The 16338-nt window shown below is 43.3% G+C and carries 16 protein-coding genes; 15 read left to right on the forward strand and 1 reads right to left on the reverse strand.

The genetic code is table 11. The annotated features are described in order from the left end of the window. The first annotated feature begins 17 nt into the window (after nt 1-17). Entirely contained in the window at nt 18-3737 is a 3720-nt protein-coding gene (locus ACOXXR_RS01955) for a pullulanase (protein WP_445278640.1), read from the forward strand. A gap of 124 nt (nt 3738-3861) precedes the next feature. After that, nucleotides 3862-4773 (forward strand): DMT family transporter, encoded by a 912-nt coding sequence (locus ACOXXR_RS01960; protein ID WP_445278641.1) that lies wholly within the window; start codon nt 3862-3864, stop codon nt 4771-4773. A gap of 31 nt (nt 4774-4804) precedes the next feature. Here the strand turns inward: ACOXXR_RS01960 and ACOXXR_RS01965 are convergent, their stop codons facing one another. Continuing rightward, nucleotides 4805-5425 (reverse strand): TVP38/TMEM64 family protein, encoded by a 621-nt coding sequence (locus ACOXXR_RS01965; RefSeq protein WP_117744617.1) that lies wholly within the window; start codon nt 5423-5425, stop codon nt 4805-4807. A gap of 147 nt (nt 5426-5572) precedes the next feature. Here ACOXXR_RS01965 and ACOXXR_RS01970 point away from each other — a divergent pair, with 147 nt between their 5' ends. The 13 genes from ACOXXR_RS01970 (at nt 5573) to ACOXXR_RS02030 (ending at nt 16304) form a co-directional block, all read left to right on the forward strand. Continuing rightward, on the forward strand, nt 5573-6262 hold the full coding sequence (locus ACOXXR_RS01970; RefSeq protein ID WP_445278642.1) for a hypothetical protein: 690 nt from the start codon (nt 5573-5575) through the stop codon (nt 6260-6262). A 177-nt stretch (nt 6263-6439) separates the two neighbouring features. Then, a complete protein-coding gene (locus tag ACOXXR_RS01975) occupies nt 6440-6967 on the forward strand; it encodes a YqeG family HAD IIIA-type phosphatase (protein ID WP_045759146.1) in 528 nt (175 codons plus the stop codon). 2 nt (nt 6968-6969) lie between these two features. Then, nucleotides 6970-8076, forward strand: a complete 1107-nt coding sequence (yqeH, locus tag ACOXXR_RS01980) for a ribosome biogenesis GTPase YqeH (RefSeq protein ID WP_049472983.1) — start codon at nt 6970-6972, stop codon at nt 8074-8076. Between the two features lie 218 nt (nt 8077-8294). Further along, on the forward strand, nt 8295-8606 hold the full coding sequence (gene yhbY, locus ACOXXR_RS01985; protein ID WP_006595720.1) for a ribosome assembly RNA-binding protein YhbY: 312 nt from the start codon (nt 8295-8297) through the stop codon (nt 8604-8606). A gap of 21 nt (nt 8607-8627) precedes the next feature. Then, nucleotides 8628-9260, forward strand: coding sequence for a nicotinate-nucleotide adenylyltransferase (locus ACOXXR_RS01990; RefSeq protein WP_129822416.1), 633 nt, complete (start codon nt 8628-8630; stop codon nt 9258-9260). After that, complete coding sequence (gene yqeK / locus ACOXXR_RS01995) at nt 9257-9850, forward strand: bis(5'-nucleosyl)-tetraphosphatase (symmetrical) YqeK (protein WP_445278643.1); 594 nt, start codon at nt 9257-9259, stop codon at nt 9848-9850. The genes ACOXXR_RS01990 and yqeK overlap by 4 nt, the downstream gene beginning before the upstream one ends. Then, entirely contained in the window at nt 9851-10204 is a 354-nt protein-coding gene (gene rsfS, locus ACOXXR_RS02000) for a ribosome silencing factor (RefSeq protein WP_445278644.1), read from the forward strand. Between the two features lie 170 nt (nt 10205-10374). Continuing rightward, nucleotides 10375-11115 (forward strand): class I SAM-dependent DNA methyltransferase, encoded by a 741-nt coding sequence (locus ACOXXR_RS02005; protein ID WP_445278645.1) that lies wholly within the window; start codon nt 10375-10377, stop codon nt 11113-11115. Between the two features lie 6 nt (nt 11116-11121). Further along, the gene (locus tag ACOXXR_RS02010; RefSeq protein ID WP_445278646.1) at nt 11122-12216 is read left to right on the forward strand and encodes a nucleotidyltransferase; all 1095 of its coding nucleotides are present in this window, start codon (nt 11122-11124) and stop codon (nt 12214-12216) included. A 180-nt stretch (nt 12217-12396) separates the two neighbouring features. Continuing rightward, complete coding sequence (locus tag ACOXXR_RS02015; protein ID WP_006146163.1) at nt 12397-13113, forward strand: YebC/PmpR family DNA-binding transcriptional regulator; 717 nt, start codon at nt 12397-12399, stop codon at nt 13111-13113. A 187-nt stretch (nt 13114-13300) separates the two neighbouring features. Then, a complete protein-coding gene (locus tag ACOXXR_RS02020) occupies nt 13301-14443 on the forward strand; it encodes an amidohydrolase (RefSeq protein WP_042361209.1) in 1143 nt (380 codons plus the stop codon). Between the two features lie 127 nt (nt 14444-14570). Beyond that, nucleotides 14571-15398, forward strand: coding sequence for an amino acid ABC transporter substrate-binding protein (locus tag ACOXXR_RS02025; RefSeq protein ID WP_117744610.1), 828 nt, complete (start codon nt 14571-14573; stop codon nt 15396-15398). Nucleotides 15399-15431: 33 nt separating this feature from the next. Then, nucleotides 15432-16304 (forward strand): MetQ/NlpA family ABC transporter substrate-binding protein, encoded by an 873-nt coding sequence (locus tag ACOXXR_RS02030; RefSeq protein ID WP_445278647.1) that lies wholly within the window; start codon nt 15432-15434, stop codon nt 16302-16304. Nucleotides 16305-16338: the final 34 nt, after the last annotated feature.

The raw sequence follows: 16338 nt of genomic DNA on the forward strand, positions 1-16338 counted from the left end.
ATTTTAAGGAGACATTTATGAAACAGAAACCTTCTGTGACAGGCGATAAACAAGTCGTCTATGCGATTCGTCGATTGAAAAATGGCGTTGGTTCGGTGGCTATTGCGACGAGTTTGGCCCTCTTAACAGTCTTTGCTGGTCCGGTCAGTGCGGATGAAGGGATCAACACCCCTGCACAAACCTCAGAAGTGGTGGCAGCACCTTCTAATGAAGCAAGCACTTCTTCATCAGATGTGAAACCGGCTGCGAACACTGAGAAAAGTGAAACCCCAAAAGTGGCGGATGAAAGTGTCACAGCGCCTGAAAATGTAAGCGCCCTCACTGAAGAGGTGGTATCTCCTAAGGCTGAGAAGGCAGAAGAGCCGATTGCTGATCAGACTATTCGGATTCACGTGAAAAAGTTACCGGAAGAAAACAAGGAAACTCAAGGTCTTTGGACCTGGGATGATGTCGAAAAACCATCGGAAAACTGGCCGACAGGTGCCCAATCCTTTAAGGACGCTAAGACGGATGACTACGGCTATTACCTAGATGTCAAGCTCAAAAATGAGCAGGCTAAGAAGATTAGCTTCCTTATCAACAATGTTAAAGGGGACAATATCACAGGCGACAAGTCCATTGAATTGCTCTCGCCAAAAATGAATGAAGCTTGGTTGGACGACAAATTTAAAGTCTATTCTTATCAGCCTCAAGCAGAGGGGACTGTCAGAGTGAATTACTACCGGACAGATGGCAACTATGACAAAAAATCTCTCTGGTATTGGGGAGATGTAGAGAATCCGAGCAGTGCTGCTTGGCCGGATGGGACAGATTTTACAGCGACAGGGAAATATGGTCGTTACATCGATATCCCCCTAAAGGAAGCTGCAAAAGAATTTGGTTTCTTATTATTGGACGAAAGCAAGTCTGGAGACGATGTGAAAATTCGACAAGAAGATTATAAATTTGCTGATTTGAAGAACCACAGCCAAATATTCTTACGAGACGATGATCCGACCGTTTATACTAACCCATACTATGTCAACGATATCCGTATGACAGGTGCCCAGCATGTCGGAAAAGAAAAGATTGAAGCTAGCTTCTCGACCTTGGCAGGAGCACAGAAAGAGGAGTTGCTCAAGCGGACCAAGATCACAAATGCTCAGGGAAATCCTGTCACCATCTCAGACCTTCTTTTAGATGAAGCAGGGAAGAAAGTAACCTATACAGGGGATTTCTCTCAGGTTGATCAATCCTATACGGTTCAATATGACAATGATCGCTTCACAACCAAAATGAACTGGCGCCTCAAGGATGAAGCTTATAGCTATGATGGAACTCTCGGAGCTCATCTTCATGAAGCTGGGAAGAAGGTTGATCTCACCCTCTGGTCACCAAGTGCGGATAAAGTATCCGTTGTCGTCTATGATAAGAATGATTCTGAAAAACTAGTTGGCCGTGTGGCTTTAGAAAAAGGGGAGAGAGGTACTTGGAAGCAGACCCTTTCTGCTGATTCAGGGCTGGATATCCAAGATTATACGGGCTATTTCTACCAGTATGAAATTGAACGCCAAGGGAAAACCTTCACAGTCCTTGATCCTTATGCCAAATCGTTGGCAGCTTGGAACAGTGAATTAGCTAAGACAGATGATGTCCATAAGGTAGCAAAAGCAGCCTTTGTAGATCCAAGTAAATTAGGTCCGAGTGACTTAACCTATGCGTCCATTCCAAACTTCAAGAAACGGGAAGATGCCATCATCTATGAAGCCCATGTCCGCGACTTCACTTCTGATCCGGCTTTGGCGTCAGAGCTTAAGAGCCAGTTTGGGACCTTTGCTTCCTTTGTTGAAAAATTGGATTACCTCAAAGATCTTGGTGTAACGCACGTTCAACTCTTACCAGTTCTGTCTTATTACCATGTCAATGAATTAAAAAATAGCGAGCGCTTGTTAGAGTATGCATCAAGCAATAGCAACTACAACTGGGGCTATGACCCACAGAACTACTTCGCCTTGTCAGGGATGTATTCAACAGATCCAAGCAATCCTCAAAAACGGATTGAAGAATTCAAGAATTTGGTCAATGAAATCCACAAACGTGGAATGGGAGTGGTACTAGACGTTGTCTATAACCACACCGCTAACGTGGACATCTTTGAGGATATTGAGCCGAATTACTATCATTTCATGGATGCGGACGGTACGCCTCGGACAAGCTTTGGTGGTGGACGCTTGGGAACAACCCACTACATGTCCAAACGTGTCTTGGTTGATTCGATCAAGTATTTAGTGGATACATATAAGGTGGATGGTTTCCGATTTGACATGATGGGAGACCATGATGCAGCCTCTATCGAAGAAGCTTATAAGGCAGCCCGTGCACTCAACCCAAATCTCATCATGTTGGGTGAAGGCTGGGTGACCTATGCAGGTGATGAAAACAGTCCTGTACAACCAGCTGACCAATCCTGGATGAAGAAAACAGATACCGTTGCAGTATTCTCGGATGATGTTCGAAATAATCTAAAATCTGGCTATCCAAATGAGGGGCAACCTGCCTTTATCACCAATGGAAAACGGAAAATTGCGACTATCTTCAAGAATCTCATCGCGCAACCAACCAACTTTGAGGCAGATAGTCCAGGTGATGTTATCCAATACATTGCAGCCCATGATAACTTGACCCTCTTTGATATTATCGCTCAATCTATCAAGAAGGATCCAAGCATTCCAGCAAATAATGCAGAGATCCATCGTCGCTTGCGTCTAGGGAACCTGCTCGTTCTGACAGCTCAAGGAACACCTTTCCTTCATTCTGGTCAGGAATATGGTCGGACCAAGCAGTTCAAGGATCCAGCTTACCGCACGCCTGTTTCCGATGACAAGGTTCCAAACAAATCTCATTTGTTGGTCGATGAAAATGGAAAACCATTTGACTACCCTTACTTTATCCATGATTCCTATGACTCAAGTGATGCCATCAACCACTTTGATTGGGAAAAAGCAACCAATGAAGACCTCTATCCAGAGAATACGCGCTCTCGGGCCTTCACCAAAGGATTGATTGCCCTTCGTAAGTCAACAGACGCCTTCCGGATGGATAATATGGATGAAGTGAAGAGTCGCGTCAAGCTCTTGACGATTCCAGGTGAGAATGGTGTGGAAGAAGAGGATCAGGTGATTGGCTACCAAATCACTGCAAGCAATGGGGAAGTATACTTGGTATTGGTCAATGCAGATACCAAGGCGCGTGACTTTGCATTAGGAACGGACCTAGAACGCTTTAGAAATGCAGATGTTCTAGTGGATGGGGAACGCGCAGGTGTTATCAATTTAACGGATCCAAAAGGTCTTAGCTGGACAGAAAGAGGACTTCGACTGGATGCATTAACGGCTACCGTTCTGCGACTTCCAGTTCAAGGTGCTTTTGTAGCTCCTGCAATCTTGGAAAAGCCAGAGTATCTCACAACAGAGCGAGATCAGACTCCTCAAGTTGATCCTCTATCTCATCAGGTTCTAGAACAACCAGAGTCTCTCAGAACAGAGCAAGATCAGACTCCTCAAGTTGATTTCCTATCTCATCAGGATCTAGAACAACCAATCAAAGATTTCATCGTCAAAGAAAAACCATCATCAGAGAAAACAGACGAGTTACCTGCTACAGGAGAACAATCTTCTTGGTTTGCTAGTCTTGCTGGCTTCTCCCTCTTGACTGGTCTTGGATTTGGCATGACGAAAAAAGGAAGAAAAGAAGAGTAGATTCTTCTCTATCTAGGATTAAAAATAGTTTATAAATCCAACAAAAATCAGCCCTTTTGGGCTGGTTTTTGTGATAGAATAGAGAGGAAGCAGAGTACCGCATTAATTAATTTTAGGAGGCAATATGTCTACATCTTTCAAAGGAACCTTGATGACTGTGATTGCTGGGATTGCCTGGGGGCTTTCTGGAGTGAGTGGGCAGTATTTGATGGGACACGGTTTTTCGGCCCTTATCTTGACCAATATTCGCCTGCTGATTTCAGGTGCCGTCCTCCTTCTCTTTGCCTATCTGTCTGACAAGGAGAAGTTTGTTGCCTTTTTTAAGGATAAAAGCTCTTATATCTCTTTGATTCTCTTCGCCTTTTTTGGCTTGCTATTGACTCAGTTGACCTATCTGATCGCTATTGCAGAAACCAATGCTGGAACTGCAACAGTGCTTCAATACGTTTGCCCGGTTGGTGTTTTAGCCTATACCTGCATCAAGGATCGCGTTGGGCCTACTGTCTCAGAGATTGCTTCCATGCTGTTAGCAATTGGGGGGACCTTCCTGATTGCCACCCATGGACAGTTGAATCAATTGGCTATTACGCCCAAGGGTCTAGGCTGGGGCTTGTTTTCGGCCTTTGCCTACGCTCTCTATATCATTTTACCCCTCAATTTAATCAAAAAATGGGGAAGCATGCTGGTTATTGGGGTAGGCATGCTCTTGCCAGGGATTCTCATGCTTCCTTTTAGTGGCTTGGTATCCTTTCAAGGACACTATTCTTCGGATAACCTCTGGGCCCTCTTTGGCTTGATTGTGTTAGGAACCATTTTTGCATATACGGTCTTTCTTAAAGGAACCTCGATGGTCGGGGCAGTAAAGGGGAGTTTATTAGCTTCTATTGAGCCTATTTCCGCTGTATTTTTTGCCTATATGATCATGAACGATCAATTCTATGCGATTGATTTTATTGGAATGGGGATGATTCTGTTAGCAGTTCTCCTGATTTCTCTGAAAGACCTCATCATTCAAAAAGAAAAAGGAATTCTATAAAAAGATGCTGGGCTGTTGCCCAACATCTTTTTTACATCATTTGCCAGAAATAGTCGATGATATAGGTGAGACCGTAGGTGTAGATGACCAGAGTAATCGGTTTACAGAGAATAATAATGGTCATATAGCGCTTAAAGGTCATATTGGTTAATCCAGCTAGCATGCATAGAAAGTCCGCTGGACTGATGGGCCAGATCATCATGAAGATGAAGAAACGATCAAACCGCTTATCTTCGTTGAGCCAGTTAATATATTTGTCGTAAGTCTTCTGGCTGACCATAGACTGGACAAATTTAGGCCCGTACATTCTTGCGAGGTGGAAGATGATGGCACAGCCAATGACGATGCCGATGTAGTTGTAGATGGTCCCAATGATGTGGCCATAGATAAAGACACCAGCAACAGATGTTAGAGCGCCAGGAATAATAGGGACCACTGTTTGAAGGATCTGAAGAAAGATAAAGAGAGGTGGCCCGAAGATACCTGCTTGGAGAATAAAAGCCGACAAGGTTTCCTTGGATTGGAGAATACCAGCAAAGTAGGCCCAGATACAGAAAGCAAGGGTTGCCAGGGCCCCAATGATGGAGGACCAATTAATGATTTTTTGGAGGAGAGGGGAGACCTCCCTCATTTTTTTTTCTTTTGTTATCATAACTCTTCCGCGTATTTTTTTCTTCTACTATACCATTTTTTAGATTATTTGTAAGCTCTGGTGATGAAGGTGATGAAAGTCTTAAAAGATGGTATAATGATGTAATTGGAGCTCAAATAAATATCATAGATATTAGGGGAGGATGTAGTGGAAGAATATATACACTTATACCATCAGAAATTATGGGAAATAGCTTTTAGTAATGTTGAGAAGGTATTTGGTATATTTTTTACAATTTTACTAGTTTTATCAATTTACCCTATTTATACCTCATTTCAAAAATTGGTAAGAAGAAAAAAACTTGTTTTGGCGCTTGTAGGTATGCCTTTTTTCTTGTTCTTTCTTTGTATGGCTACGGAGTATGTATACAGCTACGATAAAATTATGAATCCAAATTCACCTTACAACGATTCCTTACGTATTGCTTCTTTAAAATCTGATACAGTTTTGCCTGTATTGGAAAATGTGGACGAAGTCCCAATTGATAGTATAGATGGGGATCTAAAGAGAAAAGATATTATTTTATTTGCGGTATCTAATCCGATATTTTATGATGGATTGTTTGGAAACGTGGCGAATTATCTTGCAGTTGGGCAGACCGTGGGAAATAATTTTGTTGTTGCTTTAGTGGGTTTTAAAGAGAAAAATGGAGAATGGCGATCTGTGGATATTCGCCTTTCTCCTGGTGATTCTGAAAAAGATTTTCAGAAATTCTCTAAGGTTCTTCATATTAAAAGAGGTGAAAGTGAAGGTGCTGATGGAATAATACTGACGCTTCAAAAACTTCATGAATCAACATTACGAAAAGAAAAAAAGAATAGTACAGCTTACGAATAAAACTGCTCTCCACTCTAATATCAGAACTTTCCATTTTGGAAAGTTTTTTTGTTTAAAAAGTAACGGAAACCTTCTCCATTAGTTTATGAGTTGGTCTCTCCTCGGAGATCAAGTCATCCGTGCGAAAAACCCCATTTTATGCTATAATGGGGAGAATACGAATGTTTGGAGAAAAACGTGTCAATCGAAAATTACAAACCAGATTTTGCGGTGGAAGCAGCCTATGATCTCACCGTTGCAGACTTGAAAAAACAAGGTATCAAGGCGGTCCTTGTGGATTTGGATAACACCTTGATTGCTTGGAATAATCCGGATGGTACTCCTGAGATGCGCCAGTGGTTACATGACCTTCGTGATGGGGGGATTCGGGTTATCGTGGTGTCTAATAATAGCCCCAAACGGGTCAAGCGCGCTGTTGAGAAATTTGATATTGACTATGAAGCTTGGTCGCTTAAGCCCTTTACTTTTGGGATTGATCGGGCCCTCAAACGTTTCCACTATGAGAAAAATGAAGTGGTCATGGTCGGAGATCAACTGATGACGGATATCCGGGCCGCTCATCGAGCAGGCATTCGCTCGATTTTGGTCAAGCCTTTGGTTGAGCATGACTCCATCAAGACCCAGATCAACCGGGCGCGTGAACGCCGTGTCATGAAGCAAATGGCCGAAAAATATGGTCCAATTGTATATAAAAAAGGAATTTAATAATGGAAGAATTATTCTGTATTGGCTGTGGAGCGCCCATTCAGACAGAAAATAAAGAGGGGCTAGGCTATACTCCCCAATCAGCTCTTGAAAAGGGCTTGGAAACAGGCGAAGTCTATTGCCAACGCTGTTTCCGTCTACGTCACTACAATGAAATCACAGATGTGCATCTGACAGATGATGATTTCCTAAAGCTCCTTCACGAAGTAGGTGATAGTGATGCTCTCGTGGTCAATGTAGTGGATATTTTTGACTTTAATGGATCTGTTATCCCTGGCCTGCCACGCTTTGTAGCAGGAAATGATGTCCTCTTGGTCGGAAATAAAAAGGACATCTTGCCTAAGTCAGTTAAAGATAGCAAGGTGACGCATTGGTTGATGGAGCGGGCCCACGAAGAAGGGATGCGTCCTGTCGATGTGGTCCTCACCTCTGCCCAAAATAAGAGCGCTATCAAGGACTTGATGGAAAAGATCGAGCAGTACCGCAAAGGCCGTGACGTCTATGTAGTGGGGGTGACCAACGTTGGGAAATCGACCCTCATCAATGCAATCATCCAAGAAATCACTGGAGACAAAGATATCATCACGACCTCTCGCTTCCCAGGTACGACACTGGACAAGATCGAAATACCACTGGACGATGGGTCCTACATCTACGATACACCAGGGATTATCCATCGCCACCAAATGGCTCATTACTTGACGGCAAAAAACCTCAAGTATGTCAGCCCTAAAAAGGAAATCAAACCCAAGACTTATCAGCTCAATCCAGAGCAAACCCTCTTCTTGGGTGGTCTGGGACGGTTTGACTTTATCAAGGGAGAAAAGCAAGGCTTCACTGCCTTCTTTGATAATGAACTCAAGCTTCACCGAACCAAGCTCGAAGGAGCAACAGCCTTTTATGACAAGCATGTCGGTGGCTTACTAACACCTCCTAATAGCAAAGAAAAAGAAGAATTCCCACCCTTGGTTTCTCATGAGTTTACCATCAAGGACAAGACAGACCTCGTCATCTCAGGACTGGGCTGGATCCGCGTCAATGGAGAAGCCAAAGTAGCCGTCTGGGCACCAGAAGGCGTAGCAGTCGTTACCCGCAAAGCTATTATTTAAAATTTTGAAAGGAAATAGTTTCTTTATAGACTGGGCGAGTGCAACGAGCCTAGAAAGGATACTTTTCGCTGTGGTGAAAGCCTAAGTAGGTATTTTACTACTTAGGCGCGGAAAATTTGAGACCTAGGCTCAAATTTAAGTCATGGAACTCCGCTAGGAGGTCGCTGACGACCGCTACCACATCAGAAAAGTATCAAAAAAGAAACAATGAAAAAAGCATGACATTAACATCCAAACAACGGGCTTTCCTCAACAGCCAAGCCCACAGCCTCAAACCTATTATCCAAATCGGGAAAAACGGTCTCAATGACCAAATCAAAACAAGTGTGCGTCAAGCGTTAGATGCGCGCGAACTGATCAAGGTGACTCTCCTTCAAAATACGGATGAGAATATCCATGAAGTAGCGGAAATCTTGGAAGAAGAAATCGGTGTGGATACGGTTCAAAAAATTGGACGCATCCTCATCTTATACAAACAATCAAGCAAAAAAGAAAACCGGAAGATTTCAGTCAAAGTAAAAGAAATCTAAGAGACACAGGAGAGCAGGTATATGGCCATTGAACTATTAACCCCCTTTACTAAGGTGGAGTTAGAGCCAGAGATCAAAGATAAGAAACGCAAACAAGTGGGAATCCTCGGAGGGAATTTTAATCCCGTCCATAATGCCCATCTTGTTGTTGCAGACCAAGTTCGCCAGCAATTAGGCTTGGACAAGGTCCTTCTCATGCCAGAATATGAGCCTCCGCATGTGGATAAAAAAGAAACCATTGATGAAGGCCATCGCTTGAAAATGCTCGAACTAGCCATCGATGGCATTGAAGGTCTGGAAATCGAGACGATTGAGCTAGAGCGTAAAGGGATCTCCTATACCTACGATACGATGAAGTTGCTCAATGAGCGAGACCCAGATACAGACTATTACTTCATCATTGGAGCGGATATGGTAGACTACCTGCCAAAATGGTATCGGATTGACGAATTAGTGGAGATGGTGCAGTTTGTCGGTGTTCAACGTCCCCGTTACAAGGCGGGAACCTCCTATCCTGTGATTTGGGTCGATGTTCCTCTTATGGACATCTCTTCTAGCATGGTGCGAGAGTTTATCGCCCAAGGTCGGACGCCCAACTTTATGTTGCCAAAGCCAGTCTTGGACTACATCAAGAAAGAAGGTTTGTATCAATGACCTATGAAAACTATCTCGGCTTTCCTCGTGAGGTCTTGCTTGAAAAAATGCGTCAAATCCTGCCAGAAAAGCGGCTAACCCACTGTTTAGGGGTTGAGAAGGCTGCTCGTGACTTGGCCAAACGCTATGGGGCTGATGAAGAGCAGGCTGGCCTAGCAGGTTTGTTGCATGACTACGCCAAGAAATTATCGGATCAGGAATTTCTAGACTTGATTGATCGCTATAGTCTTGATCCAGCATTAAAAAACTGGGGCAATAACGTCTGGCATGGAATGGTCGGCATTTATAAGATTAAGGAAGATCTCGGACTGACAGATCCAGCCATTCTTCGCAGTATTGAGATTCACACAGTGGGGAGTAGTCAAATGTCAACCTTAGACAAGATTGTCTATGTGGCAGATTACATTGAGCACAACCGGGCCTTTCCGGGGGTAGAGCAAGCACGTGACATCGCTCAAGTCTCCTTGGATCAAGCGGTGGCCTATGAGACAGCTCGCACAGTCGAACACCTGGCCCACCAAGGATTGCCCATTTATCCCCAAACCCTTGAAACCTATAACGCATTTGTGAAGTATTTGAAAGAGGACTAAATGAAAGAAAAAGAATTACTTGAACTTGTTGTTAAAGCTGCCGATGAAAAACGTGCAGAAGACATTGTCGCTTTGGATGTCCATAGCTTGACTAGTGTGACAGATTACTTTGTCATCGCAAGCTCTATGAATAGCCGTCAGTTGGAAGCAATTGCAGAGAATATTCGTGAGAAAGTCGTTGAAGCTGGTGGCAATGCTAGCCATGTCGAAGGTGACTCAGCTGGAGGTTGGGTCCTTCTTGACTTAGGTGGTGTGGTGGTCCATGTCTTCTCAGAAGAAATGCGTACCCACTATAACCTAGAAAAGCTATGGCACGAAGCAAGTGCTGTCGATCTTTCAGCAGTCCTAGCATAAGCAGGTAAACTCAGTTGGTAGCAACTGAGTTTTGTTGGTTAAATTGAAATTTTATGGAAAGAAAGGATAGGGCCTTGTGTTTGGTTAGGTTTCTAACTGAACACGAGCTAAAAGCTGTGAGAAAAAGAAAAATTTTCTCTTTGCTTTTAACGCTCTTTGTATCTTGATTTATGGCGACTTATGAAACCTTTGCGGCGGTCTATGATGCGGTCATGGATGACAGTCTGTATGATTTGTGGACGGATTTTTCTCTCCGGCATCTCCCAAAGACAAAAGATAAGAAAAAATTACTGGAATTGGCTTGTGGGACAGGGATTCAATCTGTTCGCTTTTCCCAGGCTGGGTTTGATGTGACAGGATTAGACCTGAGTGCTGACATGCTGAAAATTGCTGAAAAAAGAGCGGCTTCAGCTAAGCAGAAGATTGATTTTATCGAGGGCAATATGCTGGACTTGTCGCAAGCAGGTAGCTACGACTTTGTGACCTGCTATTCCGATTCCATCTGCTACATGCAAGACGAAGTAGAAGTGGGAGATGTCTTCAAAGAAGTCTATAATGCTCTGAATGAAGATGGTGTTTTTATCTTTGATGTCCATTCGACCTACCAGACTGATGAGGTTTTTCCAGGCTATTCTTACCATGAAAATGCGGAAGATTTTGCCATGCTCTGGGATACCTACGAGGATGGAGCCCCTCATTCGATTGTCCATGAGCTGACCTTCTTCGTCCAAGAAGAGGATGGCTCCTTTAGTCGCCACGATGAAGTCCATGAAGAACGCACCTATGAAGTCTTGACCTATGATATCTTATTGGAGCAGGCTGGCTTTAAATCCTTTAAACTCTACGCGGACTTTGAAGATAAGGAGCCAACAAAGACTAGCAAACGTTGGTTTTTCGTAGCACAGAAGTAGGATAGCATGACAGTTACAGGAATTATTGCAGAATTTAATCCCTTTCACAATGGCCACAAGTACTTGTTGGATCAGGCAGAAGGACTGAAGATTGTTGCCATGTCCGGGAATTTTGTTCAACGTGGTGAGCCTGCCATTGTAGACAAGTGGATACGGGCCCAGATGGCTTTGGAAAATGGAGCGGACCTGGTGGTCGAGCTCCCCTTTCTCGTGGCTGTTCAGTCAGCTGACCATTTTGCCAAAGGCGCGATAGAGATCTTGTCCCGTTTGGGAATTTATCAATTGACCTTTGGGACAGAAGAAGTTTTGGATTACCAATCGATTGCAACTGTTTACTCAGAGCAAGCAGAGGAAATGGAAGCTTTTTTGCGAAGACTTCCAGAAGAGTTATCCTATCCACAAAAGACCCAAAAGATGTGGGAAACCTTTGCTGGAGTGGAGTTTACAGGGGCTACTCCCAACCATATCTTGGGCTTGGCTTATGCCAAGGCTTGTGCTGGGAAGGCGATTGCGCTTAAGCCCATCCAACGGCAGGGAGCGGGCTACCATTCAGAAGAAAAAGAAGTGGCCTATGCTTCTGCTACGAGTCTTCGCCTTAACAAGGAAGATCAGGACTTTGTTGACAAATTTATGCCCAATAGCCAACTCTTTCAGTCGGCTCCGCAGGTGACTTGGGAAGATTATTTTCAACTGCTCAATTATCAAATCCTAACCCATCCGGATCTGACACAGATATTTCAGGTCAATGAAGAACTGGCCAATCGGATAAAGGATGCCATTCGAAGCGCGAGCTCTGTGGAAGACTTGGTTAACCAGGTGGCGACCAAGCGCTATACCAAGGCGCGTGTGCGCCGCATTTTGACTTATATCTTAGTAGGTGCGAGAGAAGAAATCTTGCCGACCGCTATCCATGTCTTGGGCTTTACTGAAAAAGGCCAAGCCCACCTCAAGTCACTAAAAGGTCAAGTGAACGTTGTGACGCGGATTGGTAAGGAACCTTGGGATGCCCTGAGTCAGCAAGCAGACCAAGTCTATCAATTGGGCCATCCCCAACTACCGGAACAAACCTGGGGCCGGGTGCCGGTGAGAGTGGAAGAATAAACAGTTTACTTGAGGGTGGGGATTTTTTGATAGCTGATATAGAATTATCAAGTTCTCTGCTGGAAGAAAGTTCCCATAAAATCCCCCGCTAAAAATAGAAAATTCTAGTCTAAGTTAGGCGATTTGTGATATAATGTTAAAGATTGAAAATAATATGAACCAAACACAAGGAGAATCCTCATGGGACGTAAATGGGCAAATATTGTAGCCAAGAAAACTGCCAAAGATGGTGCCAACTCAAAAGTATATGCCAAATTTGGTGTTGAGATCTATGTAGCCGCTAAAAAAGGTGAACCAGATCCAGAATTGAATACTGCTTTGAAATTCGTTATCGACCGTGCTAAACAAGCGCAAGTGCCAAAACACGTGATTGATAAAGCGATCGATAAGGCAAAAGGAAACACGGACGAAACCTTTACAGAAGGACGTTACGAAGGGTTCGGACCAAATGGTTCTATGTTGATCGTTGATACCTTGACGTCAAACGTTAACCGTACAGCTGCCAATGTCCGTGCGGCTTTTGGTAAAAATGGTGGGAACATGGGAGCTTCTGGTTCTGTATCTTACCTCTTTGACAACAAGGGTGTCATCGTCTTTGCTGGTGACGATGCGGATGCTATCTTTGAGCTTTTGCTCGAGGCAGATGTGGATGTAGACGATGTCGAAGCAGAAGAAGGAACCATCACTGTTTACACAGCTCCAACTGACCTTCACAAGGCTATCGTTGCATTGCGTGAATCAGGTATCGAAGAATTCCAAGTGACTGAATTGGAGATGATTCCTCAGTCAGAAGTAGAGTTGTCAGGTGAAGACTTGGAAACCTTTGAAAAACTCTACAGTGTTCTTGAAGACGACGAAGATGTTCAAAAAATCTACACCAACGTAGATGGATTCTAATAGAAATAGACCTTTGAAGATGATTTCTTCAAAGGTTTTTTTCTTGTGCTTCGGCTTTTTAGGAAAGGTGGGAGAGGTCATGAAAATAATGATATAGTCCCTAGCTATAACTGAGAGAAAAAAATAGGAATTAGACGAATAGAGATCACAGTGATAGAATAGAACTATGCTAGAAAGGGGACGAGAAATGGTTTCATTTTCCTATGAACATCTAGTGCCCATTCGGCATTATGTGCATCAGCATCCAGAATTGTCTGGACAAGAATACCAAACCACAGCTTATCTCAAAGCCTATTTGGAAAAGCTTGGTGTACGCATTTTAAACAGTGGATTAAAAACAGGCTTGATTGCTGAAATTGGGCAGGGTAAACCTATCATTGCCCTTCGCGCAGATATTGATGCCCTTCCAATTCAGGAGAACACGGGTCTCGACTATCAAAGTCAAAACCCTGGTGTCATGCATGCCTGTGGTCATGACTTCCACCAGGTGAGCCTCTTAGGGGCTGCAGAAGTCCTAAAAGGTATGGAAGCGGACTTAAAGGGAACGATTCGCTTCATCTTTCAGCCAGCTGAGGAGACTTCTGAGGGAGCATCTGCTGTATTAGCGACCGGACTCCTAGAAGATGTAGAGGCTATCCTTGGCTTTCATAATATGCCGTCTTTGCCTGCGGGTCAGTTGGCCTTGCGCCCAGGAGCTATGATGGCAGGGGTTGAAAAATTTAAGGTGACTGTCACTGGGGTGAGCAGTCATGCTGCCAGGCCGGATCTCGGTTTGGATACGGTTGTAGCAATCACTAGTATGGTCCAGCAGTTGCAGACCTTGGTCTCTCGCACGGTTTCGCCATTTGAGACAGCCGTTCTATCTGTGACCCATATCGAAGCTGGTTCAACCTGGAATGTTCTACCAAAGTCTGGTTATTTTGAAGGAACTATTCGAACCTTTAATCCAGATCTCCAGAAACGCCTAAAAGCGGATTTCATTCGCGTGATTGAGCAAATCTCCAATAGTACAGGAGTCATGGTCCAGTTTGAATGGGGCAAGACGCCCCCGGTCACCTATAATGATAAGGCCTTGGCTAAAAAAGTCTTTCGCTGGTCTAAGTCTTTTGCAGAAGTTGTAGAGGCTCAGCCATCGACAGCGGGTGAAGATTTCGCCTTTTATCAGGAGAAAATCCCAGGGGTTTTTGCTTTTATTGGATCGAATGGTGCACCGGATGCACCGGATCTCCACCATGATAGCATGGTCATAGATGATGCTGCTTTTGCAGTATCGGTTCCCTATTACGTAGAAAATGCCCTCGCTTTGCTGGAAAAATTTTCAACCAAATGAGACGTGATAGATAAAACCTATCACCTCTATAAAGAAAATATAATACCCAAGAGTTAGGAATTTTGATATGATGGAAAAAGCTGTTTTTTTACAGAGGAATAAACAATTTTAGTGAAAAGGAGAACAAATGAAATTGAATAAATTCATCAAATATGTTGGTTTGAGTCTTGTGGGCTTGGCGGCAGTTGGGACTTTGGTAGCCTGCTCATCAAAGTCATCAAGTCAATCAAGTGGAAAACGGACCATTGAAGTCGCTACGGTTGGAACAACCAAACCCTTCACTTATGATAAGGATGGGGAATTGACGGGTTATGAAATCGAAGTCATGCGTGAAATCTTCAAAGGATCAGATAAATATGAAGTCAACTTTAATAAGACGGAGTGGTCTTCAATCTTTGCAGGCTTAGACGGTGATCGTTACCAAATCGGTGTCAGCAACCTTAGCTACGATGAAAAACGTGCGGAAAAATACTTGTATCCAAATCCTTACGCAAAGAACCCAGTGGTCTTAGTGGTTAAAAAAGGATCAGGCATCAAGTCATTAGATGATATCGGTGGCAAGTCTACAGAGGTCATCCAAGGTACATCTACAGCGAAACAGTTGGAAGCCTACAATGAAGAGCACAAGGATAATCCAACAGAGCTCAAATATACAGAGGGTACCATCCAATCCATTCTGGCTAATTTGAGCGATGGCCGTTCAGATTATAAGATTTTTGAACGTTTGACAGTTGAGGCCATCATCAAGGACCAAGGCTTGGATAACTTGGAGGTCATCGAACTACCAAGCGATAAACAACCATACGTATACCCAATCCTTGCTAAAGGTGAGAAAGAATTGGAAACCTTCGTCAACAAACGGATCAAAGAATTGTACGAAGATGGGACACTGGAAAAATTGTCTAAGAAGTACTTCGGTGGAACTTTCCTTCCAGAAGCTTCTGATATTAAATAAGGTTATTTAAAAACATCATAAGGAGAAAAGAATATGAAATTAACAAAACTTTTTGGAGTAGCAGCTCTTGCTACCGTTGCAACATTTGCTTTAGCAGCATGTGGTTCTTCAAAATCATCTAAATCATCTGATAAAGATGGTGTGACAACTGTTAAAGTTGGGGTGATTAGCTTAAGCGATACAGAAGAAGCTCGTTGGAAAGAAGTGCAAAAGAACTTGGATGACGCAAAAGCAAACATCAAGTTGGAATTCACTGAGTTTACAGACTATTCTCAACCAAACCAAGCTGTTCGTGATGGCGATGTGGATATCAATGCTTTCCAACATTACAACTATCTTGAAAACTGGAACAAAGAAAACAACGCAGACCTAGTTTCTGTTGCAGATACTTACATTGCGCCAATCCGTCTTTACTCTGGTACAAAAGATGGGAAAAATAAATACACAGATGTGAAAGACATTCCTGAAAAAGGAACGATTGCAGTACCCAACGACCCAACAAACGAAAGCCGTGCTTTGTATGTATTAGAATCAGCTGGTTTGATCAAGTTGGATACAAAAGATGGGGAATTGGCTACCATCAGCAACATCAAAGACAATCCAAAGAATTTGACAATTTCTGAGTTGGACGCTTCTCAAACAGCTTCTTCACTTCCATCAGTTGATGCAGCGATCATCAATAACACTTTTGTTCGTGAAGCAGGTATTGATTACAAGAAAGCTCTCTTTGTAGAAAAAGCAAACAGCAATTCTAAACAATGGTACAACTTGATTGCAGCTAAGAAAGATTGGAAATCATCTGATAAAGCGAAAGCAATCGAAGCTATTATTAAAGCTTACCATACTGATAATGTGAAGAAAGTGATTGAAGAATCTTCAGACGGTATGGACCAACCAGTTTGGTAATCAAGAGGATGAATAGAGAGGTGGAGAAGATTTT

Source organism: Streptococcus sp. KHUD_013 (genome assembly GCF_052588545.1).

Bases quoted from the DNA above. Each gene is read 5' to 3' on its own strand.
- ACOXXR_RS02015 (WP_006146163.1), top strand. From the start codon at position 12,397: ATGGGACGTAAATGGGCAAATATTGTAGCCAAGAAAACTGCCAAAGAT.
- ACOXXR_RS02010 (WP_445278646.1), top strand. From the start codon at position 11,122: ATGACAGTTACAGGAATTATTGCAGAATTTAATCCCTTTCACAATGGC.
- yhbY (WP_006595720.1), top strand. From the start codon at position 8,295: ATGACATTAACATCCAAACAACGGGCTTTCCTCAACAGCCAAGCCCAC.
- ACOXXR_RS01965 (WP_117744617.1), bottom strand. From the start codon at position 5,425: ATGATAACAAAAGAAAAAAAAATGAGGGAGGTCTCCCCTCTCCTCCAA.
- ACOXXR_RS02005 (WP_445278645.1), top strand. From the start codon at position 10,375: ATGGCGACTTATGAAACCTTTGCGGCGGTCTATGATGCGGTCATGGAT.
- ACOXXR_RS01955 (WP_445278640.1), top strand. From the start codon at position 18: ATGAAACAGAAACCTTCTGTGACAGGCGATAAACAAGTCGTCTATGCG.
- ACOXXR_RS01990 (WP_129822416.1), top strand. From the start codon at position 8,628: ATGGCCATTGAACTATTAACCCCCTTTACTAAGGTGGAGTTAGAGCCA.
- ACOXXR_RS02020 (WP_042361209.1), top strand. From the start codon at position 13,301: ATGGTTTCATTTTCCTATGAACATCTAGTGCCCATTCGGCATTATGTG.
- ACOXXR_RS01960 (WP_445278641.1), top strand. From the start codon at position 3,862: ATGTCTACATCTTTCAAAGGAACCTTGATGACTGTGATTGCTGGGATT.
- ACOXXR_RS02025 (WP_117744610.1), top strand. From the start codon at position 14,571: ATGAAATTGAATAAATTCATCAAATATGTTGGTTTGAGTCTTGTGGGC.
- rsfS (WP_445278644.1), top strand. From the start codon at position 9,851: ATGAAAGAAAAAGAATTACTTGAACTTGTTGTTAAAGCTGCCGATGAA.
- yqeK (WP_445278643.1), top strand. From the start codon at position 9,257: ATGACCTATGAAAACTATCTCGGCTTTCCTCGTGAGGTCTTGCTTGAA.
- ACOXXR_RS02030 (WP_445278647.1), top strand. From the start codon at position 15,432: ATGAAATTAACAAAACTTTTTGGAGTAGCAGCTCTTGCTACCGTTGCA.
- yqeH (WP_049472983.1), top strand. From the start codon at position 6,970: ATGGAAGAATTATTCTGTATTGGCTGTGGAGCGCCCATTCAGACAGAA.